Source organism: Hydrogenophaga sp., from assembly GCF_051860785.1.
In the GTDB taxonomy this organism is placed as follows: Bacteria; Pseudomonadota; Gammaproteobacteria; order Burkholderiales; family Burkholderiaceae_C; genus Hydrogenophaga.
In genome coordinates, this window is sequence record NZ_JBIMLB010000026.1 from 18628 (window position 1) to 44484 (window position 25857).

The window sequence follows — 25857 nt, forward strand, 5'->3', positions numbered from 1 at the left end:
CATCAGCCGATCATGGGCAGTTTGAGGCCGTGCTTCTTCGCCGTGGCCACCGCGAGTTCGTAGCCGGCATCGGCATGGCGCATCACGCCCGAGCCGCAATCGTTCACCAGCACGCGCGCCAGCCGTTCGGCGGCGGCATCGGTGCCATCGGCCACGATCACCATGCCCGAGTGCTGGGAATAGCCCATGCCCACGCCACCACCGTGGTGCAGGCTCACCCAGCTCGCGCCGCCCGAGGTGTTGAGCAGCGCGTTGAGCAAGGGCCAGTCGCTCACCGCATCGGTGCCGTCCTTCATGGCTTCGGTTTCGCGGTTGGGGCTGGCCACCGAGCCGGTGTCGAGGTGGTCGCGTCCGATCACGATCGGTGCCTTGAGCTCGCCGCGTTTCACCATCTCGTTGAACGCAAGGCCGGCCACATGGCGTTCACCCAGGCCCAACCAGCAGATGCGCGCCGGCAGGCCCTGGAAGGCGATGCGCTCGCGCGCCATGTCCAGCCAGCGGTGCGTGTGCGTGTTGTTCGGGAACAGTTCCTTGATCTTCGCGTCGGTCTTGTAGATGTCTTCCGGATCGCCCGAGAGCGCCACCCAGCGGAACGGCCCCTTGCCCTCGCAGAACATCGGACGGATGTAGGCAGGCACGAAACCCGGAAAGTCGAACGCGTTCTTCACACCATGGTCGAAGGCGACCTGGCGGATGTTGTTGCCGTAGTCCACTGTGGGCACTCCCATGGCCTGGAAGTCCAGCATGGCCTGCACATGCAGAGCGCAACTGTGTGCAGCGGCCTGGGTCAGCGCCTGGTGCTGTGCCGGGTCGCGCTGGGCGGCGCGCCATTGCTCCAGCGTCCAGCCGGCGGGCAGATAGCCGTTGATGAGGTCGTGGGCCGAGGTCTGATCGGTCACCAGATCGGGCTTGAAGCCGCTGGCGCGGCAGCGGCGCACCAGCTCGGGCATGACTTCGGCGGCGTTGCCCAGCAGGGCGATCGACACCACCTCCTTGCGGGCGGTGTGCTGCCGCACCAGGGCGAGGGCCTCGTCGATGTCCCGAGCCTGTTTGTCCACATAGCGGGTGCGCAGTCGAAAGTCGATGCTGCTCTGCTGGCATTCGATGTTGAGCGAGACCGCACCGGCCAGCGTGGCAGCCAGCGGTTGCGCGCCGCCCATGCCGCCGAGCCCGGCGGTGAGGATCCAGCGACCGGACCAGTCGTTGCCATGGTGTTGCCTACCGGCTTCCACAAAGGTTTCGAAGGTCCCCTGCACGATGCCCTGGCTGCCGATGTAGATCCAGCTGCCCGCGGTCATCTGGCCGTACATGAAGAGGCCCTTGCGGTCGAGCTCGTTGAAGTGCTCCCAGTTCGCCCATTTCGGCACCAGGTTGGAGTTGGCGATCAGCACACGCGGTGCGTTGGCGTGCGTTTTGAACACGCCCACCGGCTTGCCGGACTGCACCAGCAGGGTTTCGTCCTCTTCAAGGTCGCGCAGCGAAGCCAGGATCTGGTCGAAGCAGGCCCAGTCGCGCGCCGCACGGCCGATGCCGCCGTACACCACCAGATGCTGCGGGTTCTCGGCCACTTCGGCGTCCAGGTTGTTCTGCAGCATGCGGTAGGCGGCTTCCGTGATCCAGTTCTTGCAGGTCAGCGTGTTGCCCCGGGGCGCGCGCACGCTGCGGGTGGGGTCCAGGCGGGGATCGGTGTTGGTGTTCATGTCGGACGAGGCTCCTCTGTCGGCGTGAAGTCGAAATACTGTACAAATTCGATCTGATAAGACGAATACGTATATACATTATGAGCTTGCATAAGTAGGTTCGTAAATACAATGGCGGCTGTTTTCAGCTGAGTGAAAACCCTTGTTGAAAGGAAAAGCCTTGTCCAGCATCCAGGAGCCTGCCTACCGGCGCATCAAGGCCCATGTCCTTGCCCAGATTCACCGTGGCGTCTGGCAGGAAGGCGACCTCATTCCGGGCGAAGAAGCGCTGGCGCGCGAATTCGGCGTCTCCCGGATGACGGTGAACCGCGCCATCCGAGAACTCAGCGACGAGCAGACCGTGGAGCGCATCCAGGGATCGGGCACCTACGTGACGCAACAGAAGTACCAGTCCACGCTGGTGGCCATCCGCAACATCGCCGACGAAATCGCCGCGCGGGGGCACGTGCACCGCAGCGACCTGCAGCGCCTTGAACGCGTCAAGGCCACGGAGTCGCTGGCCCGGCAGTTCCGCCTGCCAACTGCCCATGTTCTGTTCCATTCCGTGGTGGTCCACCTGGAAAATGCATTGCCCATTCAGGTGGAAGACCGCTACGTCAATCCGCTGGTGGCGGCTGAATACATGCAACAGGACTTTTCCCGCCTCACACCGAACGCCTACCTGATGCGCGTGGCGCCCTTGCAGGGGGTGCAGTTCTCGATCGAGGCCCGTCTGCCGCCCGCCGACGTGCGCGAGATGCTGCAGATGCCACGCGAGGAACCCTGCCTCGTGCTGCACCGACAGACACAGTCGCAAGGCCAGGTGGCGGCGGTGGCGACTTTGTGGCACCCGGCATCCCGCTACCAGTTCACCGGCAGTTTCTAGGCTTTTTCAGGTGGCCTGCGTACCGCACTAGGGTCAACCCCGATGACAGGGGATTGGCAAGCCTTGAAAATGAAACAAACGTTCGATTTAAACAAGGAGCAATATTGAAAATCTGGTTCCAGTTGCTTTCTTCCGAGAGCGGCATGTCGGGATTCATTTCAGCCACCCAGCGGCTGATCGACCGCGCCATGGTGCCCGGCCACGTGGTGGAGGTGCGTGGCACCACCCATGGCGTCATCGGCGACCAGTACCGGCTGTTCTGCAACTACGACTCTCGCGAGCTGATCGACAACGCCCTGCGGATACGCGAGGAGGGGGGCTACGACGCCTTCGTCATCGCGAACTCGCTCGATCCCGCTTTGGTGGAGCTGCGCGAGATGCTGGACATTCCTGTGTTGTCCTTCATGGAGGTGTGCTGCTTCACCGCCTGCACCATGGGTGATCGCTTTGGGGTGATCGGTGTCAATCGCAAGCTCATGTCGTGGTACCGCTCCATCGTGCGGGGCTACGGACTCGGCTCGCGCCTGGCCGCGGTGGAGCCCATGGAAGTGGCCGATACGCGCAGCCTGGACAACGGATTCACCGATCCCCGTTTCGGCGACGAGCTGCAGGCGCAGGCGATTGCAGCGGCGCGCCGCTGCATCGAGCAGGGGGCCGAGGTGGTGTTTGTCGGTGGGCCTCCGGGCACGCTGCTGGCCGAGCGGAAGATATTCCAGGTCGATGGCGTTCCCTTGCTGGACACCTACACCTTGCTGGCCAAGACCGCCGAGATGATGGTGTCAATGCACCGGCTTACCGGCGTTTGCGTCAGCCGCCATCTCCTTTATGAGTCACCGTCAAGCGAACTGATCCGAAAAGTCGGCACCGCATACGGCGTCGACAGCCTGCGCAATGGTTGAAAGCACGCCCTGGAACAGAAAGGTCCCATCATGAAGATTTCATTCATAGACCGTTGGTCTCGCTGGTTGTCGGCTGCACTCCTCGCCGTGATTTCAAGCCTGGTTCATGCGCAGGGCTATCCGGACAAGCCGATCCGCATCGTCGTGCCCTTTTCCGCTGGAGGTGGCGTTGACACGCTCGCGCGCCTGGTGGGGCAACGCGTCTCGGAACAGACGGGGCAGCCGGTGATCGTGGAGAACAAGCCAGGTGCGAGTGGAAACATCGCGGCCGCCTTCGTGGCCAAGGCTCCGGCCGATGGATACACCATCCTCATCGGCGCCAACGGCCTGGCCGCCAACACGACGCTGTACCCCAATCAGCCGTTCGAGATGTTGAAGGACTTCGCGCCAGTAGCGTACATCGGCGCATCGCCCCTCATTCTGCTGAGTGCACCGTCTTTGGAAGCGCGCACACTGGCGGATCTCATCGCGCTGTCCAGAAGCCAGCCCGGCAAAGTCACCTATGCTTCGGGTGGCAACGGTACATCCGGTCATCTGGCGAGCGAGATGCTGAAGTCGGTCGCGCAGATCGACCTTGGTCATGTGGCCTACAAGGGCGGCACGCAAGCCTTCACGGATCTGCAGGCCGGCCGCGTGTCCGTCATGTTCATCGATCCGCCACTGGCCATGCCGCAGATCAAGGCGCAGCGGCTGCGGGCCATTGCGGTGGGAAGCATCAAGCGCTTTGACCTCCTGCCCGAAGTGCCCACCGTTGCCGAAGCCGGCCTGCCGGGGTTCGATGCCACCGTATGGTGGGGCTTTGTCGCACCCGTTCAGACGCCAAAGGACGTGGTGGCCACGCTGAATCGCGAGATCAACAAGGCCTTGAACGAGCCTGCGATGAAGGCGCGGTTGACGGAGATGGGAGTGGTGCTCTCTGCCTGGTCCCCAGACCAGTTTGGCCAGTTTCTGAAGGCCGAGACCGACAAATGGGCCGTCGTGATCAAGCGCGCAGGCATCCAGGCCGATTGAGTCAAGCGCACGCGCTCAGCCATAATTCCCCGGCCCGCACAGCCCTCTTTCGATTGGCCCCTTTGGTGAAACACGAACAAACCCCGATCCCCGCCTCGGGCGAGGTTGCCGACAAGAAGAAGACGCTGATCCTGGACGCCGCAGAGGCCCTGTTCGCTGAGCAGGGCTATGCGGACGTGTCGATCCGTGACATCGCGCTGCATGCCAAAGCCAATGTTGCCGCCGTCAATTACCACTTCGGCTCGAAAGAGCGGCTCTTCGAGGCCTTGTTCGCGCGCCGCGTGGTGCCCGTGAACGAAGAGCGTCTGGTGTTGCTGGCAGCGGCGCGCCAGCGCGGGCGCAACGGCAAACCGGCGTTGCGCGAACTGGTGGAGGCCTTTGTGCGTCCGCCCTTGCTGCTGGGTGATCCAGCCTCGCACGGCGAACGGGGTCTCGTGATGATGCGTTTCCTCAGCCGCATGCTCGCCATGCCGCGTGAACACGTGTTCCTTGACTCCTACTACGGTGAAGTCCGCAGCAGCTTCATCGCCACGCTGCGCGAAATCCTGCCCGGGCTGCCTTTCGAGTCGGTGCTCTGGCGCTACAACCTGATGGTTGGCGCCCTCATCTATGCACTTGCCGGGCCTCAGCGCATGCTGCGCCCACCGGACGGCCTGCCCCCCGCGCCACCGGTGAACTGGGTGGTCGAGAACGCGATCGCCGAAATCGTCGATTTCTGCACCGCCGGCCTGAGCACCGCCGGCACGGTGGCCTACCAGTAACGCCCGCGATCACCAAGGGCTGGCTGTTGCCATTTAATAAAACAAACGTTTGATTCAAACAATGAACCACGACATCATCCTGACTTGCGCCATCACGGGCGGCGACGACGTCGCTTCGAAGTTTCCCCACTTGCCGGTCACACCGCAGCAGATTGCCGAGTCAGCGGTCGATGCTGCGCGGGCTGGTGCGGCGGTGGTGCACATCCATGTGCGCGATCCGGCCACCGGCAAGCCGAGCATGGAGCTGGCCCTCTACCGCGAAACCGTCGAGCGCATCCGGGACAGCGGCGTCGATGTGGTGATCAACCTCACGACCGGGCCGGGTGCGCGCTATGTGCCCGACCTGCAGGCCACCAACCAGGCAGCGCCGGGCTCCAACGTGCGTCCGCCGTCCGAACGCGTGCGGCACATCCTTGAACTGCGACCCGAGATCTGCAGCCTCGACATGGGCACGGTGAACTTCGGCGCAGGCGCGCTGATGAACACGCCGGCGCAGATTCGCGTGATCGCCGAAGGCATCCGTGAAGCCGGCTCCAAGCCCGAGCTGGAGGTGTTCGATACCGGGCACATTGCGCTGGCCAACAGAATGATCGCCGACGGCCTGATCCAGGGCACGCCATTTTTCCAGTTCGCGCTGGGCATTCCCTGGGGTGCCCCGGCGACCCCAGGCGCCATGGCTTGCATGAAAGACATGCTGCCGCACGGCGCCGTGTGGGCCGGTTTCGGTATTGGCCGTTCGGAGTTTCCGATGGTGGCGCAAGCGGTTCTGCTGGGCGGGCATGTGCGCGTCGGCATGGAGGACAACCTCTACATCGACCGGGGGACGCCCGCGCGGTCGAATGCCGAACTGGTGGAGAAGGCAGGGCGCATCGTGAACCTGCTTGGTGCGAGCCTGGCGACGCCGGCCCGGGCGCGCGAGATCCTTGAACTCCCCACGCTGCAGACAGCATGAAGCTCAGGGTCGCCTGCCTCCAGCTCTCGCCTGGCAACGATCTGGCCCAGAACCTGCGCATCGCGCGCGAGGGCCTGGCCAGTGCGGCCTCGCAGGGCGCACACATGGTCGCTTTACCTGAGTTCGCGCTGTTCCTCGACCGGCGCGGTCGCGAGATGGCCGCCGCGGCCGCGCCCGAAGCAGACAACCCTGCGCTGGAGAGCCTGCGTGAGGCGGCGCGCGAAGCCCGCGTGTGGCTCATGCTGGGCAGCCTGGTGGTGCGCGACGATGAGTGCGGACTGCTCTCCAACCGCTCCTTCGTCATCACGGACCGGGGGGACATCGCGGCGCGCTACGACAAGATCCACATGTTCGACGCGGCTCTGCCCAGTGGCAAGTTCGTGTCGGAATCGAAAGCCTACCGCGCGGGCCAGGAGGCTGTGCTGGTGGACACGCCCTGGGGCGGCATCGGTCTGACGATCTGCTACGACCTGCGTTTTCCTCACCTCTACCGGACCCTGGCGCAGGCCGGTGCCAGGATCCTCATGGTGCCGGCTGCTTTCGCGCACGAAACCGGCTCGGCCCACTGGCGCACGCTGCTTGCCGCCCGCGCCATCGAGAACGGCTGCTTCGTGGTGGCCGCCGCCACCTGCGGCGCGCACCCCGGGGAGTGGCGCACGTGGGGTCATTCCGCCATCGTCGACCCCTGGGGCCGGACCCTGGCCGAAGCGCAGGACTCACCGGCAACGATCTTCGCCGACCTCGATCTGGCGGCCGTCGAACGCGCTCGTGGCGCCATCACCTCTCTCTCCAGCCAGCCACCGTTCGACCTGCGGCGGTGCGGCGAACACCCATCCCGACAGACCTCCGAAGGAATCCGTGCATGACAAACGACGACATGAACCCGCCCGAGTTGCGGTCCCGCTTCGTGGACGCGATGGCCATGTCCTGGGCTCCCACCCAGTTTCCCGGTATCGAGATGAAGATCCTCTACAGCGACGAGGGCGGCCGATCGGCGATCCTGTTCCGGCTTGCGCCTGGCGCGGTCGTGCCCCTGCACGAACACCGCGATCTGGAGATGACCTACATGCTCGAGGGCGATCTGGAGGACGATGAAGGCGCGGTGACCACCGGAAATTTCGTCTGGCGACCCGGTGGCAACCGGCACATCGCCCGCACGCGCGGCGGGGCCATCTTCCTCTCCATCTTCAACCAGCCCAACGTGTTCGAGGCCGGCACACGCTTCTTCACGGAACCCGCCGGAGCTTGACCATGGAAGCTTCCCTGCCCGGTGCGCATCCGCGACTCGTGCCTTTGCTGGAAGGGGCGCGGCTGGACCACTTCTCGCTGCTTGTGCGCGATCGCGAACAGGCGATCCAGAACCTGTCGATGTTGACCAGCGGACCGTTCGATCGATTTGAATACACCAACACCGCCCTGGTCTACGGCGAGCCTTCCACCTACACGCTGCACATGGCGCTGGCCCCGCTGTCGCCGACGCTCGACCTGGAGATCATCCAGCTCAAGTCGGGGCGCAACGAGGTGCACGAGAAGTTCCTGCGCGAGCGAGGCGAAGGGCTGCAGCACATCGCGTACGAGGTCGAGGACTTCGACGCTTCCATTGCCGCCTTCCGGGCAGCGGGCTTTCACCCCATGTTGCAAAAGCTCGGCGGAACGCCGGTGGCGATCTACATGGACACCACCGCGCTGGGCGGCTTCTTCGTGGAGTTGATCCGCAAAGGCTTTCGCATGCGCGACCCGGCCACCTGGCCCAAGTGAGCAAAGGACACACGCATGAAAGTCACCGCTCCCTTCGAACCCGCCCTGTGCGCGCACGACTTCGGTCGCATGCTGCGCTTCTACACCGAGGTGCTCGGCATGTCGGTGTTCTCGATTGACGACATTGGCGAAAGTGCGTCGGTGGCTGCACGGTTGTCGCCCGGCGCCTACCGCATAGCGCGGCTGGAAACGCAGGGCGGCGACCGCCTGAAGCTGGTGGCGCCGAAGCATCCGCCGCAGAGCCAGCCCGCGCGCCAGTGGGCAATGGAGCGCGGAGGGTTCGCTTACCTCACGTTCATCGTGCCCGACCTGCACGCCGTCATGGTCGCCTTGAAGGCTGCCGGTATGACCTTCCCCACAGGAGAACAGCCGGTGGCGTTTCGTGCGGGCGTGGAACTGTTCTTCGCATGCGACCCCGAGGGCAACTGCCTGGAATTCGTGCAGCGCAACGATCTTGCAACCTACCGGCCCACAGCGCCAGCCAAGGATTGAACATGAACCTCAGACTCGACGGCAAGGTGGTGGTGATCACGGGAGGCAGCAGCGGCATCGGCCTGGGCACTGCCCGTCGCTTTGCGGAAGAAGGGGCGCGCCTGTTCCTGTGCGCGCGGCGTGAGGACGTGCTGCGGCAAGCTGCAGAGACCCTGGCCACCCAGACCGGCGCAGAAGTCGCCTTTGCCGCCGCCGACGTGACGCGCGCGGCCGATGTGGCGGCGCTGCGCGATGAGGTCTTGCGTCGATTCGGCCGCATCGATGTGCTCGTCAACAACGCCGGCACCGGCATCTACAAACCCTTCCTGGAGGTGACCGAGGAAGATCTGGTCTCCGGCATGGCGCTCAATTTCTTTGCGCAGTTCAGGGTCTCCCAGTGCTTCGTGCCGCTCATGATCCAGCAGGGCGGCGGCGCCATCGTGAACGTGGCGGGTTGCTCCGGCCTCCAGGTGCTGGAGCCTCCATTCTTCTCCACCTGCACCGGCCCGGCCAAGGCCGCCGAAATCCGCTTCACCAAGGCTCTCGCGGCCGAACTCGGACCGCACAACATCCGCGTGAACTGTGTCGCCCCCAATTTTGTCGAGGTGCCCGAGCGCTTCGACCGCTGGCAGGCGCAGATGGATCGCGAGGGCCTCACCCCGCGTGAGCTCCAGCAGAAGTGGGCGGCCCGCGTGGCCCTCCCTGAGCAACGCTGGGCGAGTATCGACGAGGTCGCCAGCACCGTGCTCTTTGCCGCATCCGACGCAGCGAGCTACACCACCGGTGCGGTGTATGTGGTGGATGGTGGCTTCGGCCGCGACTAGCCGTGGATCCATGCCCAAGGAGACCGACATGAACAGGGTGAATACCTCGCCGATCCTCCGGATCGATGCCGCCGGCAAGACCTACTTCAACAACCAGGGGGTGCCCGTACCGGCGCTGATGCCGGTGACGGCTCAGATCGCCGAAGCCGAGTTCGTCAGCTTCGTCGGCCCCAGTGGCTGCGGCAAGACCACGCTGCTGAAGATGGCCGCCGGCCTGATCACGCCCAGCGAGGGCGCCATCACCTACGCCGCCACCGGCACGCCGATCCGGCCGGGCCACTACGGTTTCGTGTTCCAGGGCGCCGCCTTGCTGCCTTGGCGCACCGTGCTGGAGAACGTGATGCTGCCGGCCGTGATTCTCGGTCTCCCCCTGCACGCGGCACGTGAGCGTGCACGGCAACTGCTGGAACTGGTGCATCTGGGGCGGGCCGCCAGCAGCTACCCGAACCAGCTCTCGGGCGGCATGCAGCAGCGCGCCTCGATCGCGCGGGCGCTGCTGCACGACCCGACCGTGCTTTTCATGGATGAGCCGTTCGGCGCACTTGACGCCATGACGCGCGAACAATTGAACATGGAGTTGCAACGCATCAGCGTGGACCAGAAGAAGACGGTGTTGTTCGTCACGCACGACATCGAGGAAGCGGTGCTGCTTTCTGACCGTGTCTTCGTCTTCACCCGCGGGCCTGGCCAGCTCGCCCAGACCCTGGAGGTGGCGATTCCCCGGCCACGGGTGGTGTCCGACAGGGCCCATCCGGATTTCCTGCGCATCGTCGCGCAGATTCGCACCCTGCTGGATCGCGGTGATACCCGCGTCGAGGAGCACGCATGACCGAGTTGACCCTCCCCGCGCCCGTCAAGGGTGCGCCCCTTGCCCACCGAGAGTCCCACTGGCGCGAGTACACGGTGTCGGCTGCGATTCTGGTACTGCTGCTCATGGCGGCTGAAGTTTCCGTCAGCCATGGCTGGGTTTCTCCCCTCGTGCTGGCGGCGCCGAGCAACATCTGGCTGGTGCTGGTGGACGGCTTCTCCTCCGGCTTCTACCTGCCGCATCTGCGTTCGACCCTGTCTTCCATCCTGGCGGGTTTCTTCATTGCTGGCAGCAGCGCCATCCTGATGGCTGGCCTGCTGGCCAGCATCCCGGTGCTCGAACGCATCCTCACGCCGTTCTTCGTGGCCTTCCAGAGCATGCCCAAGGTCGCGATCGCTCCGTTGATCGTGATCTGGTTCGGCTTCGGTGAACTGTCCAAAACGGTGATCGTGATCACCGCGTGCTTCTTCCCGATCCTCATGAATGCACTGCACGGGCTCAAGTTGCGCGACCGCGACCATCTGGAGCTGATGCGCTCGCTCGGCGCGAGCCGCATGCAACTGTTCGTTCGCCTTCGCCTGCCCCACGCGCTGCCCTACATCTTTGCCGGCCTGCACATCGGCGTGATCTTCGCGCTGATCGGCACCGTGGTCGCCGAATTCGTCGGCACCAATGCTGGCGTTGGCTACGTGATGCTGCAGTCCAAGGCGAATTTCGACATCGCCAGCGTCTACGCCTGTCTCTTGTTGCTGATGGTGATCGGCGTGCTCCTGCATGGCCTGATGAAGCAGCTTGAGAAACGCGTGGCCTTCTGGGCCCAGGACATCAGCCAGGTCTCGGCCTGACACCTTTCCGCCAACGGCACATTTCAACCAAAAAGGATCATCCATGCGCATCTGGTACCAACTGCTTTCTTCCGAAACCGGCATGAAAAACTTCATCGCCGCCACCCAGAAACTGGTGGACCGGATCGTGTTCCCCGGCACCACCGTGGAAGTTCGCGGCACCACGCAAGGCGTGCTGGGGGACCAGTTCCGCCTGTTCTACAACTACGACACGCGGGAAGTGATCGACAACGCATTGCGCCTGCGCCAGCAAGGCGGCTACGACGCTTTCGTGCTGGCCAACTCGCTCGATCCGGCGCTGGTCGAATTGCGCGAGATGCTGAACATTCCCGTGGTTTCGTTCATGGAAGTGAACTGCTTCACGGCCTGCACCATGGGCGATCGCTTCGGCCTGATCGTGCCCAACCGCAAGATGATCGCGCGCTACCGCGAGATTCCCATTGGCTACGGGCTGCGTGATCGACTCGCCGCTGTCGAGCCCCTGTTCTTTGACGATGTGCGCAAGCAGGACGACGCCTTCACCGACGTTGCCCTGGGCGATGCGGTGGTCAAGGCCACGACGGAAGCCGCAAAGCGCGCCATCGCCCAGGGTGCCGAGGTCCTGATCGCACCTGGACCTCCTGGTGCCCTGCTGGCCCAGCGCGGCATCTTCGAGATCGACGGTGTGCCCATGCTCGACACCTACACGCTGCTGGCCAAGGCCGCCGAGACGGCCGTTTCCATGCACCAACTCACCGGTGTGTGCGTGAGCCGCCACATGCTGTATGAGTCCCCGCCGGCCGAACTCGTGCGCAAGGTGGCTGCCGCCTACCAGGTGGACGCCTTGCGCAACGGGTGAGCCAACTTTCCTACCCCACTGGAGACACGACATGACAACAAAGAGACAAGCCCTGCGCACCCTGGCCTTGACCGCTGCCCTGGCCGCCGTGCCCCTCATCGGCCAGACCCAGAGCGCTCCCCGCAAGGTGATCGTGGGAGGTGCCGTCACCACCATGCAGACACTGGCCGCCTACTTCAGCTCGCTGCCCACCGAGCTGTACTGGAAGGAGGAAGGCCTGGATGTCGAGGTGATCGGCCTGCCCGGTGCCAACGTGGCCCTGCAGGCACTGCAGGCCAAGAAGGTGGACATGGTGCCCGGCACGCACTCGGCCCTCTTCTCTCTGCTGGAGAAATTTCCCGATGTGGGACTGAAGACCTATTTCATCCACACGAGCGCCTTGAACAGCCTGCCCGCCGTGCTGGACAAAAGTTCCTTGCGCGGGATTCGTGATCTTGCAGGCAAGACCGTGGGGGTGCAGAGCCTGGCCAACAGCCAGGTGCCCATGCTCAAAGCCCTGCTGCAGCAAGCCGGTGGTGATCCCGCCAGTCTGAAATTTCTCGCCGTCGGCGAAGGGGTGGAAGCCGCGCATGCCCTCACCACCGGCCGGGTCGACGCCTTGTCGCTCTACGACGGGCTCTACGCGGCTATCGAAGCCGAGGGTGTCAAGCTGCGCGAGATCTCGGCCGACTTCGTGGCGCGGGACAAGGTGGGCTTCAATGCGGGCCTGATCGTGCGCCAGGAGGACATCGAGAAGAACCGCGCCATGCTGGTGGGCCTGGCACGCGGCGTGGCAAAGTCGATCCTCTTCGCACAAACCAACCCGGAAGCGGCGGTTCTCATCCACTGGAAGGTCTATCCCGCCACAAAGCCTCGTGGCGTGAGTGAGGCCGAGGCGATGCGAAAGAGCCTGATGCCGCTGCAGGCCCGATTGAAGAACGTGGACATGCCGAATGGCCTGTTCGGCAACGCGACTGACGAGCAGATCAGAGGCTACATGAACCTGATGGTGGCCGGCGGCCAGGTCAAGGCGCCCATGCCCCTGGACAAGGTCTGGGATGCCAGCATGATTCGCGAGATCAACAACTTCGATAGGGAGAAGGTGATCAGGCAGGCGCGCGAGTGGAAGCCCTAGCAGGCCGCTGAAGCTTCCGGATTGCCGGCATCGGCCAGGCCGGTCACCAGCATGCCCCCGAGCACCTCGCGCAGCCTGGCCGGCGGGAGCGGCTTGTGCTCGAGGCGCACGTTCTCTATGACAGCGCGCTGCTGGTGCACCGGACTGATGTCGCCGGTCAACACCACCGCGGGCACGTCCTGTCCTCCCACATCGCGCCGCAGGGATTCGATGGCATCGAAACCCGTTCCTGATGTGCCCAGGTGAAGGTCCGACAGGATCAAACGTGGCGTGAGCTGTGCTTCCTCCAGAAGACCGCGCACGCGCTCCGGTGTGGCGCCCGCTACCGGCTGGCAGCCCCACTCGCGCAACATCTCGCTCAGGCCTTCCAGAATCACCGGGTCGTTTTCGATGATGGCCACCACACCCGAGAGCGCCACAGCGTCGACGATCGCAACGGGTGTTGCGTCCGCCGACGCGGCAGCCGCGCCCATATGGATGGAAAAGCGGCTGCCTTTGCCCGGAACGGAATGTACAGAGACCTGCTGGTCCAGCAGAGCGGCGCAGCGGCGCACGATGCCCAGGCCAAGACCGATGCCCATGTCGAAGCGAATCGCCTGCGCGTCGGACGTCACGTAGTCCCTGAAGATGTCCTCCAGCCGTTCAGGTGCGATGCCCACGCCGGTGTCATCCACATGCAGCATCACCTGCCCGTCCAGTTCCTCGATGCGAACTTCCACCGTGCCTGCGTCGGTGTATTTGATGGCGTTGGAAATCAGATTGAAAAGCATGCGACGCGTCAGGTGTGGATCGGTGCGAAGAGCCACAGATGTATGAACGACGCGCAGGACGAGTTCCTTGTGGCGCGCGATGGGTCCGAAAGTTTGCAGGGACTCGTCCAGAATTTCCTGCAAGGGGACAACGCGTTGACTGACCGGAAAGGTGCCGCTGTCCATGCGGGTGAAGTCCAGCAGATTGCTCAGCATCTCCGAGAGCGAATCCACGCATTGGGTCGCCATGGACTGGCGCCTTTGCAGGGCCAGTGGATCCGCTGTGCGCTGCAGCGTTTCCATGAGTAGTCCAAGGGCATGCACGGGTTGACGCAAGTCGTGGCTGGCCGCCGCCAGCAACATGGTGCGCGCGTGGGCCATTTCTTCCAGCGTGGTGTTGCGCTGAGCCAGCATCCTGGCCAGGTGCTCGTTGCGCAACTGCAGCTCGAACTTCTCGTGCAAACCGCGATGAAAGTGCCGCGCCATGACGACGAACAGGCCCGCCAGCATGCCCAGGGCAAAAGCCATCAGCAGGCCGAACCACCCTCCCCAGGCCAGCCAGGCGCCGCACGCAAACAGCAGCAGCGCGCCCACCAGTGCCAGAAATTGCGGGATGGTGAGCAACCTCGGTGCACCGGCCACCACCATGGTCACTGCCAGGGTCCACAACATCTGCAACTCGGGCGGTGAACCGGGAAAGGCGATCACCATGCCGGACCCCCAGACAGAGCCGAAGCCGAAGGAGGCCACGATCATCGTGGCGTGCCATCGCCGCATGCGGGACTTTCGCTCTTCGACGCTCCACTGCGCGTACTGCCTGTTCATGTGCCAGCGCATGCGGATGTAGACCGCGAAGCTCACGGCCCACAGGACGCTGGCCGACAGTGGCGAGAAAGGCACCATCAGACCGAAGAGCGCGACCAGGACAACGGAGTACGGGATGACGATCCCGCGGGCCGCCGCCATGGACTGATCCACATCCATGTACTCGAGTTCTCTTTTGAGCTCCGAGTCGCTGAGGCCGAATTGCTGACGGGGGCTGGAATCGTCGAGCCCTTGCATTCCAGGGGCTTCAACTGAAGCCGGCTGCGCTGATGACATTGAATATCCCTCTTTTCCGAAGGCATGCAGCCGCATCCATCGCGCGTTCTGCTATTCCGTGGTGCTCCCCATGCGCGGAATTTAGCCCATTGCGCGAGGGAGCTTCCCGCCACGAAGTGGCGAGCAGGAGGCACCGGACGCCTCCTTCGGGGCACCAGCGACAACGACAGAGCGGTCAGGCGGGTTCGCGAAGTCTGTATTTCTCAGGATTCGCACCGAGAGATGCCCAAAAAGCATTCACCACCTTGTGACCAGGCATGCGGCTCACCATCGGCTTGCGCATGAGGTGGATATCCAGAGGGATCTGGAGCGCTGCGCCGGCAGTCACCAATCTGTTGTTTGCCAGCTCTGTTCTGACACTGTGCTCGGGCAGAAACGCGAGCCCACGTCCAGCCAATGCCATCGCCTTGAGGCTCTGTGTGGAGTCGGCTTCGAAAACGCTGCGCAGGTGCGAGCCTGATTTCGTGTGCAACACGGCCCGTTCGACAAGCGAGCCAAACTCCGAGCGCGAAGAGTGTCCGAGGTATGCCGAGGGCCGCCTGGCCGTGCCGGGGAACACGTGAATGGCCCGGCCGTTCGTATCGGGGCGCGAGATCGGGATCAGTCGATCGCCGCTCAGCCGCACCTTGTCGAAGCGAGAGGTATGGAGCATCTCCGAGCCCGGCCCCAGGCCATAGGTGAGCAGCAGATCGCAGTCGCCATCGTGAAGTTGTTGAATGGCCTCGCGGAGGTCAAGCGCTGTCAGGCTTGTTCTCGTGGCGCCCAGGGACTGACTATGTCTGCACAACCAATCCGGAAAGAAGCTGAGCGCCAGGGCGTGCGTGCAACCGAAAGCGAGCATGCCGCGATTGCACACCGTGTGCGTCTGCATCGATGCTTGGGTGCGCTGCACCGAGGCCACGATGGCCGGCGTTTCTGCGTAGAGCAACTCACCCGCGGGCGTGAGACGCGGTGGCTGGGTGCTTCGGTCCACCAGCGCCGTCATGGCCCACGCCTCCAGCGAGCGAATGCGGCGAGACAGTGCCGGCTGTGTCACATGGCGAAGCTGGGCGGCGCGGCTGAAGCTGCGTGTCTGCGCCAGCGTCATGAAATCGATCAACCAGTCGGTCTGCATGGACCGGCGAGCATATCGGCGCAACTTCTCGACGGGCTGCCGGTTCATGAGCTGCATCCCCCTGTCTCCCAGGCAGTGCTTTCGGGTCACGCACTGTGGGGAGGGCGCCCACACGCGTCTGCCAGAATGGCCGCCTGCCCATGACCTCTTCCAAGCCCCTTCCCCCGGCCTCGCACGGCCCCCTCGTCGTTTACCTGATTGCCCAGCTCGCCTTCGGCCTGATCGCCATGACGATCTGCATTCCGTCCATGCAGGAGTGGGGCGCGCAGTTCGGCTCCAGCCAGGCGGCCGTGCAACTCACGTTCAGCGGCTATGTGGCGGCCTACGGTGGCTTCCAGCTGATCTATGGCCCGCTTTCAGACCGCTTGGGGCGCAAGAAGGTGCTGATGTTCGGTCTGGCGCTGGCAGGCCTGGGCTCTGCGCTGGGCGCCATGGCCACCGATCTCACCCAGCTCACCGCCGCTCGTGTGCTGCAGGGTGCGGGCAGCGCGGCGGGCATGGTGGTGGGGCGGGCGATGGTGCAGGACCTCTTCCGCGGTCCCGAGCGCACGCGCGTCATGGCCTACATCGGCATGGTGATGGGCCTGTGCCCACCGCTGGCCACCATTGTCGGCGGGCAACTGCATGTGCAACTCGGGTGGCAGGCCAACTTCGTCCTCATGACCGTGTTCGCCCTGATCCTGCTGGCGACCGCCTGGCGCACGCTGCCTGCGCACAAGGCGGCCACCACTGTGCAACTGCACTGGCTGGGCGCCATGCTCGGGTCTTATGCGCGGCTCGCGCGTGAGCCCGGATTCCTGCTGCACGTGTTCATCCTCGCCATGACCACCGCCACGTTCTATGCCTTCCTGGCGGGCGCGCCTGTCGTGCTGGGCAGCTACGGCGTGGGCCCGGACCGCATTGGCTACTACATCATGTGTGTGCCACTTTCGTATCTTGTGGGCAACTACCTCATCACCCACATGGCGCACCGCGCGGGCGACCGAACCATGATGCGCCTGGGCCAGGCGCTCACCGTCGGCGGGCTCACGTTGATGGTCATGCTCGGTCTGGCCGGTGTGCACACGCCGCTGGCATTTTCGCTGCCGCTGATTCTGCTCGGACTGGGCCACGGCTTGCTTGTGCCCGCCGCGCTGGTGGGCACCGTGGGCCTGTTGCCCGCGCTGGCCGGCTCGGCCGCCGCCGTGGCCGGGTTGACCCAGCAGGTGCTGGGCGCGTTCAGCGGCTATGCGGTGGGGTTGGTGCCGCACGACGGCGCGATCAACCTGGGCTGGATCATGCTGGGCTTCGCGCTCTGCGCATCGGTGGCGATGCTGACGCTGCACCGGCGAGAAGTTCGGTCGTGAGACTGGGTCACTGCCATTCCAGGTCGAGCAGCTTCCAGTCGTCACCTTCGCGCCGCCAGCGCAATGTGATGGCGTAGGGCGCCACGCGCTCGGGAATCAAACCCTGGGCACCCGATAGCACCACCTGCGCCTCGGTCTGACCCGACAACGGCGTGGCCGGGTCCACCTGGCTGCGCCGCGTCACCGCCACCACTTTCACGTTCGGGTACCGCAGGAACAGCAGCGTCATGGTGCGCTCGGCCCACTCGCGATCGAGCTCGGCCTGGGCGCGAAAGCGCGTGTGCAGCATGTCCATGACCGCACCCTTCTTTTTTGCCTCGATGTGGTCCTGCAGTTGCTGCACGGCTGCTTCCAGCGAAGCCTGCGGATCGTCTTTGGCACACCCGGCGAGCAGCAGCGAAGTGGAGAGCGCAAGCACGGCGGATCGGCGCGAGAACGTCATCGAGGGTCCTTTCCAGATTCAACGGATGGCGGAATAGCGTTGTTCCATTTCCTGCCGCATGGCCCGGCGCAACTCGGCCGCTGCGTGGCGCCGCATTTCGTCGGGCGTGGACGGTTTCAAGGGCGACACCGGTGTGGGCTTGCCTTGCGGGTCCACCGCGACCATGGTGAAGAAGCAACTGTTGACGTGGCGCTTGGCCTGCGTGCGGATGTTCTCCGCAATCACCTTGATGCCCACCTCCATCGACGACGTGCCGGTGTGGTTGACCGAGGCCAGAAAGGTCACCAGCTCGCCCACGTGGATGGGCTGGCGGAACATCACCTGGTCCACGCTGAGCGTGACCACGTAGGCCGCGGCGTAGCGGCTGGCGCAGGCGTAGGCCACCTGGTCGAGCAGCTTGAGGATGGTGCCGCCGTGCACATTGCCGGAGAAGTTGGCGGTGTCGGGGGTCATCAACACCGTCATGCTGAGTTGGTGGTTGGGCAGTTCCATGGCCGCTATTGTGTCGACCCGTTGAAGGACAAAAATCCGTAATTGCGAATATCGGCATTGTTCTTGCTACTCTACGGGTCCCTTTCCATCCCTCTTTTTTCAGGAGAACGTCATCAAACGCCGTCTACTTTCCCTCGCTACCGTCGCGCTCATCGGCACCGCTGCACTGGCGGGTCCGCAGGATCCGTCGCCTTTCGACGGCACCAAATACGCGCCGCAGAAAGCGCTGTACGACTTCAACTTCGCGAAGCCGCTCGAAGGCAAGGCGGCGTTCGGCTACGTGAAGAACCACCTGCGCGCCATCAAGGAATACGGCGATCCGGACAAGTCGCACATCGTCATCGTGGCGCATGGCAACGAACTGCATGCCTTCTCGCGTCTGAACCGCGCGGCTTACCCCGATATGTACGAAGAGCTCAAGGCCTTGAAGGAGGCGGGCGTCACCATCCGTGTGTGCAGCAATGCGGCGCGCTCGCGCGGCTACAAGCCCGACGAGTTCTACGACGTCATCACCGTGGTACCCGCCGCCGTGATCGATCTCGCCAAGTGGCAGAACGAAGGCTACAGCTACATGTACGCCGAGATGTTCCCGCGCCTCACGCGCGAGGAGCTGGTCAAGCAGACCATCGAACTGCAATAAAGACTTGCCGCTGGTTCAGAACGCTTCGGTCCGGGCCAGCGCATCGGTGGCGCGCAGCGCCTCGGCTTCGGTGCGGTACAGGTGCAGCCGGGGGCTCTCGCTGAGGTGCCCGGCCAGTTTTAGGACGTTCTCCACCGGCAGCTTGATGCCCACCAGGTGCAGCTCGATGCGCTGGTCGTCGAGCTGTTCGCGCAGCCGGCCGAAGGCTTCGGCGCCGGTGGCGTCGATCCAGTTGATCGGGTGCGCAATGAGCATCACGTGGCGCGTGCCCGGGTGCGCGGCCACGTGCTCGGCCACGGCGCGTTCGAAGCCGGCGGCGGTGGCGAAGTCCAGCGCGGCGTCCATGCGCAGCGCGTACAGGTGCGGTGCCAGCGGCGGCAGTTTCCAGAGATGGCGGTCGCGCAGGCTGCCGTCCGCGTGCAGGCCCACTTCGATGATGCGCGGGTGAAGACGCAGATACAGGAAATGCGAGAGCGCCATGAGCACACCGGCGATCACGCCCCAGTAGAGGCGCGGCGCGGCCAGCACCGTCACGCCGAAGGTGATCGCCGCAATGACCGCCTCCACGCGCGAGAGCTTCCAGAGGTAGGTGAAAGAGCGAGGCTTGATCAGCCCCATCACCGCCACCAGCACGATAGCCGCCAGCACCGCCATCGGCACGTGGTGCAGCAACGGCGTGAGCAACAGCAGGGCGATCAGCACCACCCCCACCGAGAACACCGTGGCCCAGCCGGTTCTTGCGCCGGCATACAGGTTCAGCGCCGAGCGCGAGAAAGAAGAGCTGGTGGGAAAGGCGCCGCTGAAGCCCGAGGCCAGCTTGGCCAGGCCCTGGCCGATCAGGTCCTGGTCCTGGTCCCAGCGCTGGTTGCGCTGACCGTTGTCCACCTTGGCGCTGGAGGCCGTCTCCAGAAAACTCACGAGCGTGATCACCAGCGTGGGCACCACCAGCTGGCCCAGCGTCGACCACCCCGGCCAGTCCGGCAGATATGGCATGGGCAGACCCTGCGGCAAGGCGCCGATGACCGCCCCGCCCCGGGCCTCGAAGCCCACGGCGTAGCTGATGGCAGCGCTGCTCACCACCACCGTGAGCACCGTGGGAAAGCCCGGCCGCAGTCGTCGCGCGAAGATCAGCAGGGCAAGGCTGGCCACGCCGAACGCCAACGCGGGCCAGTGCACCTGGGGTTGCGGGAACAACGAGTCCCACCCCGCAAAGCCCAGGAGCGACGGCAACTGAGAGGCAATGATCAGCACCGCTGCGGCCTGTGTGAAGGCCATGAGCACGGGTGAATTCACCAGGTTGAGCAGCCAGCCGAAACGCGCGAAGCCCAGCACGATCTGCAGCAAGCCACTGAGCAGGGCCAGCCACACAGCGAGTGCGATCCACTGCGCACTGCCCGGCTCGGCCAGCCCGCTGAGCGAGGCACTCACCAGCAGGCAGGTGAGCGCCGTGGGGCCCACCGAGAGGCGCGGCGATGCGCTGAACAGCACGGCGATCAAAGCCGGGATCAGCGAGGCGTAGATGCCCGTGATCAGGGGCATGCCCGCCAGCGCGGCATAGGCCACGCCTTGCGGAATCACCATCAGGCCGACGGTAAGGCCGGCCATGGCCTCACCGCGCAGCAGGGTCGCGTCGGGGCGGGGCCAGGAGAGAAAGGGGAACAGGCGTTTGAGGCGCGACATGCCCTGATCGTACCGGCAGGCGCGAGGGCTTCAGCGCTGCGGCATGTCTTTGGCGGAGTAGCCGAGGCTGACCGTGGCGTCGGCGGGGATCGGCGGCACGCTCTCGTTCCAATGCAACCACTGCGCGCGCAGGCGCGCCAGCCGCTCGGGTTCACGCGCGGCGAGGTTGGCGCGTTCGCGTTCGTCCTTGCCGATGTTGAACAGGTATTCGTGGCCGTCCACCTGCAGGTATTTCCAGTCGCCTTCGCGCAGCGCGCGCTGCCCCCGGTGGTTCATGCGCCAGTAGAGCGGCCGTTGGAATGTCTGGTCGGGATCGCGCAGCACCTTCAGCAGGCTCAAGCCGTCCAGCGGCCAATCGGGGTCGGCCTGGCCACCACCGGCCTCCAGCAGCGTGGTCGACCAGTCCATCGTCATGCAGTGCTGCGTGCTCACGGTGCCGGCCGGGATGGCGGCCGGCCAGTGCGCGATCCACGGCACACGGATGCCGCCCTCGGTCAGGTCCATCTTGCCGCCCACCAGCGGCCAGTTGTCGGAGAACCGCTCGCCGCCGTTGTCGCTGGTGAACACGATCAGCGTGTTCTCTTCCAACCCTTCCTCGCGCAGCGCCGCCATGAGCTTGCCGATGCCTTCGTCCATGTGGTGGATCATGCGACGGTAGGTGTGGATGTCGCCGCCGTGCAGATGGAACAGGTGCTTCGCCACGTCGGGTGCCACGTGCGCGTCGTCGCGAGTCTCCCACGGCCAGTGCGGCGCGGTGTAGTGCAGGCTGAGCATGAAAGGTTTGCCGGCCTTTGCATCGGCGGCGCGCTGGTGCACGTGGTCCACCGCGCGTTGCGACAGCACGTCGGTGAGGTAGCCCACCTCGTGGTGCTCCTCTTCGTCGACGTAGAGATCGTGCTCGCCGGTGGATGTGCAGTGGGTGAAGTAGTCGACCCCGCCGGCCATGATGCCGAAGAACTCGTCGTAGCCCGAGCGCCTCGGCCCGAACGAAGGTGGGTAGCCCAGGTGCCACTTGCCGATGAGCGCGGTGTGGTAACCCACCTTCTTCAGCAGCGATGGCAGCGTGGGCACCTCGGGCGGCAGGCCCAGCGTGGTGCTGCCCTTGCTGCGGCTGTTGATGGGTTCTTCCATGGCACCACGAAGCCGGTACTGGTAGCGCATGGTGATGAGCGCAAAGCGCGTGGGTGAGCACACCGGCGAGTTGGAGTAGCCCTGGGTGAACTTCATGCCGCCGGCGGCCAGGCGGTCGATGTTCGGCGACACCGCTCCGAAGCTGGCCTCGCGCCCGCTGTAGCAGCCGAGGTCTGCGTAGCCGAGGTCGTCGCAGACGATGTAGATGATGTTGGGGCGCTGGCTCGTCATGGCAGTGCTGGAAAGTGGCTCAGGGCTGGTAGCCCGACTTCTGCACCACCGGTGCCCACTGCGCGCGGTAGGCGGCGAGCGAGGCGCGGGTCTGCGCCGGGGTGCTGGCCACCGGGCGCATGCGGGCTTCATTGAAGCGCTGCACGGTCTGTGGTTCCTGCATCACTTCGCGAATGGCCTGGCCCAGTTGTTCCACGCGCGCAGCGGGCATGCTGGCCGGCGCGAAGAAGGTGTTCCAGCCGTCGGCACTCAGGTTCAGCCCGGCCTCCACGAACGTGGGAATCGCCGGAGCGAAGGGCGAGCGTTTCGCACTCGACACCGCGAGGATGCGGATCTTGCCCGCCTCGTGCTGCGGCAGCAGCGTGTCGAAGGTGTCGAAGGCCACCGGCACCTGGCCGCCCATGAGATCGGTGAGCAGCGGGCCGGAGCCCCGGTAGCCGATCACCTGCGCTTTCACACCCGCCTTTTCGCCGACCATGAGGCCGAAGAAGTGCGGCAGGCTGCCGGTGGCCGGCACGCCGAAGTTGGCCTGCTCCGGGTTGGCGCGCAGCCAGGCCAGCAGGTGGTTGAGCTCGCGCACCGGCACGCCCGCCCCCACGGCCACACCGAATTCGTAGGCGTTCGCCTGCGACACCGCCTGAAAATCCTTCTCCGGGTCGTAGCCGGCGTCCTTGAACACCAACGGCGCCACCACCATCACCGCCGGGTTGGCCATCAGCAGCACGCTCGGGCTGGCCGGCGCGTTGCGCAGTTGTTGCGCCGCCAGGCGGCCACCCGCGCCGGTGCGGTTCTCCACCACCACCGTCACGCCCAGTTTCGGGCCGAGCCTGTCGGCGACCAGCCGCGCCACGCGGTCGGTGGAGCCGCCCGGCGCGTAAGGCACCACAATGCGCAGCGGCCCTTCCTGCGCCTGGGCGTGAACGGGCAGGGCGATGGTGGTTGCCATTGCGGCGGTGAGCGTGATCAACTGGCGACGTGTCGTCATGGTGTTTCCTGAGGTTCCCGGGGTTTTCCGGTGCAACCCAGCATCCTATGCACGCACAATCAATTGCAGAAATCAATCATTGCGGGTGTTTTCCCTACATGCCGGATTCCGACCCTCACAACCGCCTCGCGGACCCTCGCCACCTGGCCGATCTGCTGCTCTACCGCCTCTACCGCATTCAGGTGACGGCGGGGCGCATGGTGGTGCACCTGTGCGAGACCGACTACGGCATCACCCGGCGCGAGTGGCGCATCCTGTCTTTCCTGGCTGAGCGGGAGGGTGTCCTGTCATCCCAGCTTGCAGAACTCGCCATGCTCGATCGTGCACGAACCTCGCGTGCGCTCACCTCGCTGGCGTCCAAGAAAATCGTGTCGCGCCAGCCCCGCCCTTCGGACCGGCGCGAAGTGCAGGTGTTCCTCACCGACGAAGGCCGGCGCCTGTACGGCGAGATCTACCCGCGCGTGGCCGCCATCAACCGCGAGATTGTTTCCACGCTGAGCGCGGTCGAGTGCGAGGTGCTCGACCGCGCGGTCGATGTTCTGCAGGCGCAGGCCAGCTGCATGGTGGCCGCCTACCGGGACCTGCCACCCACGGTGGACGGGGCGGACTGAGAAAGGCGATAATGCAGGCCCTCATCGACGGCACGGCTGGCGCACCTTCAAGGCGCTGGCGGTGCCGGCCCTTGCTGACAGACCCGCTGCACGGCGGGAACACCTGACACATCGGGCCACCGCCGCCGTCGTTTCCCTCACCACCGAACCGGTGCCACCCCAGCCACCCGCGCCTCTCTGGCCCGGGCCGTTCGACCGCTCTTGCAAGGCGGCGCTCGGGTCAGGTCATCCGTTCATCCGGAGGAGTCATCTCATGCAGCTCATCGTCTCGGCCAGCCTCATCCTGGCCATCGTCATCTGGGGCGTCCTCGCCCCGGTTTCCCTGGCCTCGGTGTTCGACACCGCGCTGGCTGCCACCACGCGCGACTTTGGCTGGTTCTACCTGTGGGTCGTGCTGGGTCTCGTGGTCTTCGCGCTCTTCCTTGCCTTCAGCCGATACGGCGATCTCAAGCTCGGCGGCGAGGACGACGAGCCCGAGTTCTCGCTGGGCTCGTGGTTTTCCATGCTGTTCGCCGCCGGCATGGGCATCGGCCTGGTGTTCTGGGGCGTGGCTGAACCCATTTCGCACTACGGCGCGCCGCCGCCCGGCATTGCGCCCGAGACACCCGAAGCGGCCAACGCCGCCATGCGCTACAGCTTCTTCCACTGGGGCCTGCACCCCTGGGCGGTCTACAGCGTGGTGGCGCTCGCCATCGCGTTCTTCCAGTTCCGCAAGGGCGGCTCCGCGCTGGTGAGCACCTCGGTGCAGAGCCTGCCCTGGGCGCCCATGAAGAAGCTCGGGCCGGTGGTCAATGTGCTGGCGGTGATTGCCACCGCTTTCGGCGTTGCCGCCTCGCTGGGCATGGGCGCGCTGCAGATCAACAGCGGCCTCAATGGCCTGTTTGGCGTGCCCGTGGGCGATGCGTCGCAGGTCGCCATCATCGTGGTCACCACGCTGCTGTTCCTCGCGTCGGCGGTATCCGGCGTCACCCGGGGCATCAAGTGGCTCTCCAATATCAATCTCGTGCTCGCCGCGCTCCTGACGCTGGTGGTCTTTGCGTTCGGACCCACGGTGGCCATCATCGACACCTTCACCACCACGCTGGGCAGCTACGTGAGCGAATTCGTGCGCATGAGCCTGCGCATGACCCCCTTCCGCGACAGCGGCTGGGTGGGTGGCTGGACCATCTTCTACTGGGCCTGGTGGGTCAGCTGGTCGCCGTTCGTGGGCCTGTTCATCGCGCGCGTCTCGCGCGGGCGCACCATCCGCGAATTCGTGCTCGGCACCATGCTTGCTCCCACACTGGCGGCGTTCATCTGGTTCTCGGTGTTCGGCGGCACCGCGCTGAACATGGAGATCATGCAAGGCCTGCCGATGGCTGAAGCCGTGAAGGCCGACGTGTCCACCGCGCTGTTCGCCCTGTTCGACACCCTGCCGATGGCCGGGCTGCTCTCGGGCGTCGCCACCATCCTGGTCATGCTCTTCTTCGTCACCTCGGGCGACTCGGCCACGCTGGTGCTGGGCATGATGAGCTCCGGCGGCAACGAAAACCCGGGCGCCCGCATCAAGATCATCTGGGGTGCACTGATCTCGGGCATTGCCATCAGCCTGCTGCTGGCCGGTGGACTCAAGGCCGTTCAGACCGCGACCATCGTCTTCGCGTTGCCCTTCACGGTCGTGATCGTGCTGATGGCCGTGGCACTGTGGCGCGGCGTGCGGGACGATCACGCCGATGAGCAACGGCGAGAACGTGAACTGCGCCGCCGCATGCGCAGCATGGTGGAGCCTCCGACCGCTCCATGACGTTCGAGCTGCTGTTTGCACTGGGCAAGAGCTTCCTGTTCGTGTTCGCGGCGTTGCTGCCGATCCTGAACCCGGCGGCCACGGCACCGATCTTCCTCGGTCTCACCGAAGGCGCGTCGGCCTCCACCCGGGCGCTGCTGGCCCGCCGCATCGCCCGCAACATGATCTTCCTCATGGTGGGTTCGATGCTGGTGGGCAGCTACGTGCTGGACTTCTTCGGCATCTCGCTGCCCATCGTGCGCGTGGGTGGCGGACTGATCGTGGCCTCGGCGGCGTGGCGCCTGCTCAACACCAGCCACGCCAGCGACGACCGGCGCACCGCCCTGGCAGAAGCCTTCACGCCCGACCACGCTCGCCGCCAGGCGTTCTATCCGCTCACCTTTCCCATCAGTTGCGGGCCTGGCTCCATCGCGGCGGCCATCACCGTGGGCGTTGCGTTGCACGACCAGCAACTCGGCCTCTCGCTCGCCCGCATCGGCGGCGGCGTGCTGGCGGTGCTGGCCATCGGCATCGTCCTGTATCTCGCCTTTCGCTATGCCCAGCGCCTGCTGCGACCGCTTGGTGAGGCCGGCACGGTCATCTTCCTGCGCCTTTCCGCGTTCATCCTGTTGTGCCTGGGCGTGCAGATCGTGTGGGACGGCCTGAGCGAGTTGCTGCGTGGCTTGCTGACCACATGAGTTTCCCTGTCCCCGCGGGCAGGCATAGA

27 protein-coding genes are annotated in these 25857 nt (G+C 65.1%); 19 read left to right on the plus strand and 8 right to left on the minus strand.

The window, feature by feature from the left end; translation table 11 throughout:
* Window positions 1-2: 2 nt before the first annotated feature.
* Entirely contained in the window at window positions 3-1700 is a 1698-nt protein-coding gene (hutU, locus tag ACTIF6_RS23760; protein ID WP_439590223.1) for a urocanate hydratase, read from the minus strand.
* A 160-nt stretch (window positions 1701-1860) separates the two neighbouring features.
* Between hutU and hutC the strand changes: the two genes are divergently transcribed.
* The 14 genes from hutC (at window position 1861) to ACTIF6_RS23830 (ending at window position 12846) form a co-directional block, all read left to right on the plus strand.
* Window positions 1861-2565, plus strand: coding sequence for a histidine utilization repressor (gene hutC / locus ACTIF6_RS23765; RefSeq protein WP_439590224.1), 705 nt, complete (start codon window positions 1861-1863; stop codon window positions 2563-2565).
* A gap of 104 nt (window positions 2566-2669) precedes the next feature.
* On the plus strand, window positions 2670-3464 hold the full coding sequence (locus ACTIF6_RS23770) for an aspartate/glutamate racemase family protein (RefSeq protein WP_439590225.1): 795 nt from the start codon (window positions 2670-2672) through the stop codon (window positions 3462-3464).
* 30 nt (window positions 3465-3494) lie between these two features.
* Window positions 3495-4475, plus strand: a complete 981-nt coding sequence (locus ACTIF6_RS23775; RefSeq protein WP_439590226.1) for a Bug family tripartite tricarboxylate transporter substrate binding protein — start codon at window positions 3495-3497, stop codon at window positions 4473-4475.
* A gap of 65 nt (window positions 4476-4540) precedes the next feature.
* Window positions 4541-5236, plus strand: coding sequence for a TetR/AcrR family transcriptional regulator (locus ACTIF6_RS23780; protein ID WP_439590227.1), 696 nt, complete (start codon window positions 4541-4543; stop codon window positions 5234-5236).
* 61 nt (window positions 5237-5297) lie between these two features.
* The gene (locus tag ACTIF6_RS23785; protein ID WP_439590228.1) at window positions 5298-6188 is read left to right on the plus strand and encodes a 3-keto-5-aminohexanoate cleavage protein; all 891 of its coding nucleotides are present in this window, start codon (window positions 5298-5300) and stop codon (window positions 6186-6188) included.
* Entirely contained in the window at window positions 6185-7054 is an 870-nt protein-coding gene (locus tag ACTIF6_RS23790; protein WP_439590229.1) for a carbon-nitrogen hydrolase family protein, read from the plus strand. Before ACTIF6_RS23785 ends, ACTIF6_RS23790 begins: the two co-directional genes overlap by 4 nt.
* Window positions 7051-7437 (plus strand): cupin domain-containing protein, encoded by a 387-nt coding sequence (locus tag ACTIF6_RS23795; RefSeq protein WP_439590230.1) that lies wholly within the window; start codon window positions 7051-7053, stop codon window positions 7435-7437. Before ACTIF6_RS23790 ends, ACTIF6_RS23795 begins: the two co-directional genes overlap by 4 nt.
* 2 nt (window positions 7438-7439) lie before the next feature.
* Window positions 7440-7946 (plus strand): VOC family protein, encoded by a 507-nt coding sequence (locus tag ACTIF6_RS23800; protein ID WP_439590231.1) that lies wholly within the window; start codon window positions 7440-7442, stop codon window positions 7944-7946.
* Between the two features lie 15 nt (window positions 7947-7961).
* A complete protein-coding gene (locus ACTIF6_RS23805; RefSeq protein ID WP_439590232.1) occupies window positions 7962-8438 on the plus strand; it encodes a VOC family protein in 477 nt (158 codons plus the stop codon).
* Between the two features lie 2 nt (window positions 8439-8440).
* Window positions 8441-9241, plus strand: a complete 801-nt coding sequence (locus tag ACTIF6_RS23810) for an SDR family NAD(P)-dependent oxidoreductase (protein WP_439590233.1) — start codon at window positions 8441-8443, stop codon at window positions 9239-9241.
* Between the two features lie 28 nt (window positions 9242-9269).
* On the plus strand, window positions 9270-10070 hold the full coding sequence (locus ACTIF6_RS23815; RefSeq protein WP_439590234.1) for an ABC transporter ATP-binding protein: 801 nt from the start codon (window positions 9270-9272) through the stop codon (window positions 10068-10070).
* Entirely contained in the window at window positions 10067-10894 is an 828-nt protein-coding gene (locus ACTIF6_RS23820) for an ABC transporter permease (protein ID WP_439590235.1), read from the plus strand. The genes ACTIF6_RS23815 and ACTIF6_RS23820 overlap by 4 nt, the downstream gene beginning before the upstream one ends.
* 43 nt (window positions 10895-10937) lie before the next feature.
* Complete coding sequence (locus ACTIF6_RS23825) at window positions 10938-11732, plus strand: aspartate/glutamate racemase family protein (protein WP_439590236.1); 795 nt, start codon at window positions 10938-10940, stop codon at window positions 11730-11732.
* Between the two features lie 31 nt (window positions 11733-11763).
* Window positions 11764-12846: an ABC transporter substrate-binding protein gene (locus tag ACTIF6_RS23830; protein WP_439590237.1), complete on the plus strand. Its 1083-nt coding sequence runs from the start codon at window positions 11764-11766 to the stop codon at window positions 12844-12846.
* On the opposite strand, the gene ACTIF6_RS23835 is transcribed toward ACTIF6_RS23830, so the two are convergent.
* The gene (locus tag ACTIF6_RS23835; RefSeq protein ID WP_439590238.1) at window positions 12843-14657 is read right to left on the minus strand and encodes an ATP-binding response regulator; all 1815 of its coding nucleotides are present in this window, start codon (window positions 14655-14657) and stop codon (window positions 12843-12845) included. The genes ACTIF6_RS23830 and ACTIF6_RS23835 overlap by 4 nt on opposite strands.
* A 214-nt stretch (window positions 14658-14871) precedes the next feature.
* On the minus strand, window positions 14872-15867 hold the full coding sequence (locus tag ACTIF6_RS23840) for a LysR substrate-binding domain-containing protein (RefSeq protein WP_439590239.1): 996 nt from the start codon (window positions 15865-15867) through the stop codon (window positions 14872-14874).
* 83 nt (window positions 15868-15950) lie between these two features.
* Here ACTIF6_RS23840 and ACTIF6_RS23845 point away from each other — a divergent pair, with 83 nt between their 5' ends.
* Window positions 15951-17156 (plus strand): Bcr/CflA family efflux MFS transporter, encoded by a 1206-nt coding sequence (locus tag ACTIF6_RS23845; protein ID WP_439590240.1) that lies wholly within the window; start codon window positions 15951-15953, stop codon window positions 17154-17156.
* 7 nt (window positions 17157-17163) lie between these two features.
* Here the strand turns inward: ACTIF6_RS23845 and ACTIF6_RS23850 are convergent, their stop codons facing one another.
* Both ACTIF6_RS23850 and ACTIF6_RS23855 read right to left on the minus strand, forming a co-directional pair.
* Window positions 17164-17598: a hypothetical protein gene (locus ACTIF6_RS23850; RefSeq protein WP_439590241.1), complete on the minus strand. Its 435-nt coding sequence runs from the start codon at window positions 17596-17598 to the stop codon at window positions 17164-17166.
* A gap of 18 nt (window positions 17599-17616) precedes the next feature.
* The gene (locus tag ACTIF6_RS23855) at window positions 17617-18090 is read right to left on the minus strand and encodes an acyl-CoA thioesterase (RefSeq protein ID WP_439590242.1); all 474 of its coding nucleotides are present in this window, start codon (window positions 18088-18090) and stop codon (window positions 17617-17619) included.
* Between the two features lie 280 nt (window positions 18091-18370).
* Between ACTIF6_RS23855 and ACTIF6_RS23860 the strand changes: the two genes are divergently transcribed.
* Window positions 18371-18730 carry a DsrE family protein gene (locus tag ACTIF6_RS23860; protein WP_439590243.1) on the plus strand — a complete coding sequence of 120 codons (360 nt, stop codon included), beginning with the start codon at window positions 18371-18373 and terminating at the stop codon, window positions 18728-18730.
* 15 nt (window positions 18731-18745) lie between these two features.
* Here ACTIF6_RS23860 and ACTIF6_RS23865 read toward each other — a convergent pair whose 3' ends face one another.
* The 3 genes from ACTIF6_RS23865 to ACTIF6_RS23875 are packed head-to-tail and all read right to left on the minus strand — an operon-like array spanning window position 18746 to window position 22757.
* Window positions 18746-20410 (minus strand): SulP family inorganic anion transporter, encoded by a 1665-nt coding sequence (locus ACTIF6_RS23865; RefSeq protein WP_439590244.1) that lies wholly within the window; start codon window positions 20408-20410, stop codon window positions 18746-18748.
* Window positions 20411-20440: 30 nt separating this feature from the next.
* Complete coding sequence (locus tag ACTIF6_RS23870; protein WP_439590245.1) at window positions 20441-21772, minus strand: sulfatase family protein; 1332 nt, start codon at window positions 21770-21772, stop codon at window positions 20441-20443.
* Between the two features lie 19 nt (window positions 21773-21791).
* Window positions 21792-22757, minus strand: coding sequence for a Bug family tripartite tricarboxylate transporter substrate binding protein (locus ACTIF6_RS23875; RefSeq protein ID WP_439590246.1), 966 nt, complete (start codon window positions 22755-22757; stop codon window positions 21792-21794).
* Window positions 22758-22855: 98 nt separating this feature from the next.
* Between ACTIF6_RS23875 and ACTIF6_RS23880 the strand changes: the two genes are divergently transcribed.
* From ACTIF6_RS23880 to ACTIF6_RS23890, 3 genes are all read left to right on the plus strand, one after another.
* Entirely contained in the window at window positions 22856-23368 is a 513-nt protein-coding gene (locus ACTIF6_RS23880; protein ID WP_439590247.1) for a MarR family winged helix-turn-helix transcriptional regulator, read from the plus strand.
* 253 nt (window positions 23369-23621) lie between these two features.
* Entirely contained in the window at window positions 23622-25151 is a 1530-nt protein-coding gene (locus ACTIF6_RS23885) for a BCCT family transporter (protein WP_439590248.1), read from the plus strand.
* The gene (locus ACTIF6_RS23890) at window positions 25148-25828 is read left to right on the plus strand and encodes a MarC family protein (protein ID WP_439590249.1); all 681 of its coding nucleotides are present in this window, start codon (window positions 25148-25150) and stop codon (window positions 25826-25828) included. The genes ACTIF6_RS23885 and ACTIF6_RS23890 overlap by 4 nt, the downstream gene beginning before the upstream one ends.
* Window positions 25829-25857 lie beyond the last annotated feature (29 nt).

Excerpts from the sequence above, each read along its gene's own strand:
- hutU (WP_439590223.1), bottom strand. The coding sequence starts at position 1,700 with ATGAACACCAACACCGATCCCCGCCTGGACCCCACCCGCAGCGTGCGC.
- ACTIF6_RS23775 (WP_439590226.1), top strand. The coding sequence starts at position 3,495 with ATGAAGATTTCATTCATAGACCGTTGGTCTCGCTGGTTGTCGGCTGCA.
- ACTIF6_RS23785 (WP_439590228.1), top strand. The coding sequence starts at position 5,298 with ATGAACCACGACATCATCCTGACTTGCGCCATCACGGGCGGCGACGAC.
- ACTIF6_RS23790 (WP_439590229.1), top strand. The coding sequence starts at position 6,185 with ATGAAGCTCAGGGTCGCCTGCCTCCAGCTCTCGCCTGGCAACGATCTG.
- ACTIF6_RS23795 (WP_439590230.1), top strand. The coding sequence starts at position 7,051 with ATGACAAACGACGACATGAACCCGCCCGAGTTGCGGTCCCGCTTCGTG.
- ACTIF6_RS23800 (WP_439590231.1), top strand. The coding sequence starts at position 7,440 with ATGGAAGCTTCCCTGCCCGGTGCGCATCCGCGACTCGTGCCTTTGCTG.
- ACTIF6_RS23805 (WP_439590232.1), top strand. The coding sequence starts at position 7,962 with ATGAAAGTCACCGCTCCCTTCGAACCCGCCCTGTGCGCGCACGACTTC.
- ACTIF6_RS23810 (WP_439590233.1), top strand. The coding sequence starts at position 8,441 with ATGAACCTCAGACTCGACGGCAAGGTGGTGGTGATCACGGGAGGCAGC.
- ACTIF6_RS23815 (WP_439590234.1), top strand. The coding sequence starts at position 9,270 with ATGAACAGGGTGAATACCTCGCCGATCCTCCGGATCGATGCCGCCGGC.
- ACTIF6_RS23820 (WP_439590235.1), top strand. The coding sequence starts at position 10,067 with ATGACCGAGTTGACCCTCCCCGCGCCCGTCAAGGGTGCGCCCCTTGCC.
- ACTIF6_RS23825 (WP_439590236.1), top strand. The coding sequence starts at position 10,938 with ATGCGCATCTGGTACCAACTGCTTTCTTCCGAAACCGGCATGAAAAAC.
- ACTIF6_RS23830 (WP_439590237.1), top strand. The coding sequence starts at position 11,764 with ATGACAACAAAGAGACAAGCCCTGCGCACCCTGGCCTTGACCGCTGCC.
- ACTIF6_RS23835 (WP_439590238.1), bottom strand. The coding sequence starts at position 14,657 with ATGCAAGGGCTCGACGATTCCAGCCCCCGTCAGCAATTCGGCCTCAGC.
- ACTIF6_RS23840 (WP_439590239.1), bottom strand. The coding sequence starts at position 15,867 with ATGCAGCTCATGAACCGGCAGCCCGTCGAGAAGTTGCGCCGATATGCT.
- ACTIF6_RS23845 (WP_439590240.1), top strand. The coding sequence starts at position 15,951 with ATGACCTCTTCCAAGCCCCTTCCCCCGGCCTCGCACGGCCCCCTCGTC.
- ACTIF6_RS23850 (WP_439590241.1), bottom strand. The coding sequence starts at position 17,598 with ATGACGTTCTCGCGCCGATCCGCCGTGCTTGCGCTCTCCACTTCGCTG.
- ACTIF6_RS23855 (WP_439590242.1), bottom strand. The coding sequence starts at position 18,090 with ATGGAACTGCCCAACCACCAACTCAGCATGACGGTGTTGATGACCCCC.
- ACTIF6_RS23865 (WP_439590244.1), bottom strand. The coding sequence starts at position 20,410 with ATGTCGCGCCTCAAACGCCTGTTCCCCTTTCTCTCCTGGCCCCGCCCC.
- ACTIF6_RS23870 (WP_439590245.1), bottom strand. The coding sequence starts at position 21,772 with ATGACGAGCCAGCGCCCCAACATCATCTACATCGTCTGCGACGACCTC.
- ACTIF6_RS23875 (WP_439590246.1), bottom strand. The coding sequence starts at position 22,757 with ATGACGACACGTCGCCAGTTGATCACGCTCACCGCCGCAATGGCAACC.
- ACTIF6_RS23880 (WP_439590247.1), top strand. The coding sequence starts at position 22,856 with ATGCCGGATTCCGACCCTCACAACCGCCTCGCGGACCCTCGCCACCTG.
- ACTIF6_RS23885 (WP_439590248.1), top strand. The coding sequence starts at position 23,622 with ATGCAGCTCATCGTCTCGGCCAGCCTCATCCTGGCCATCGTCATCTGG.
- ACTIF6_RS23890 (WP_439590249.1), top strand. The coding sequence starts at position 25,148 with ATGACGTTCGAGCTGCTGTTTGCACTGGGCAAGAGCTTCCTGTTCGTG.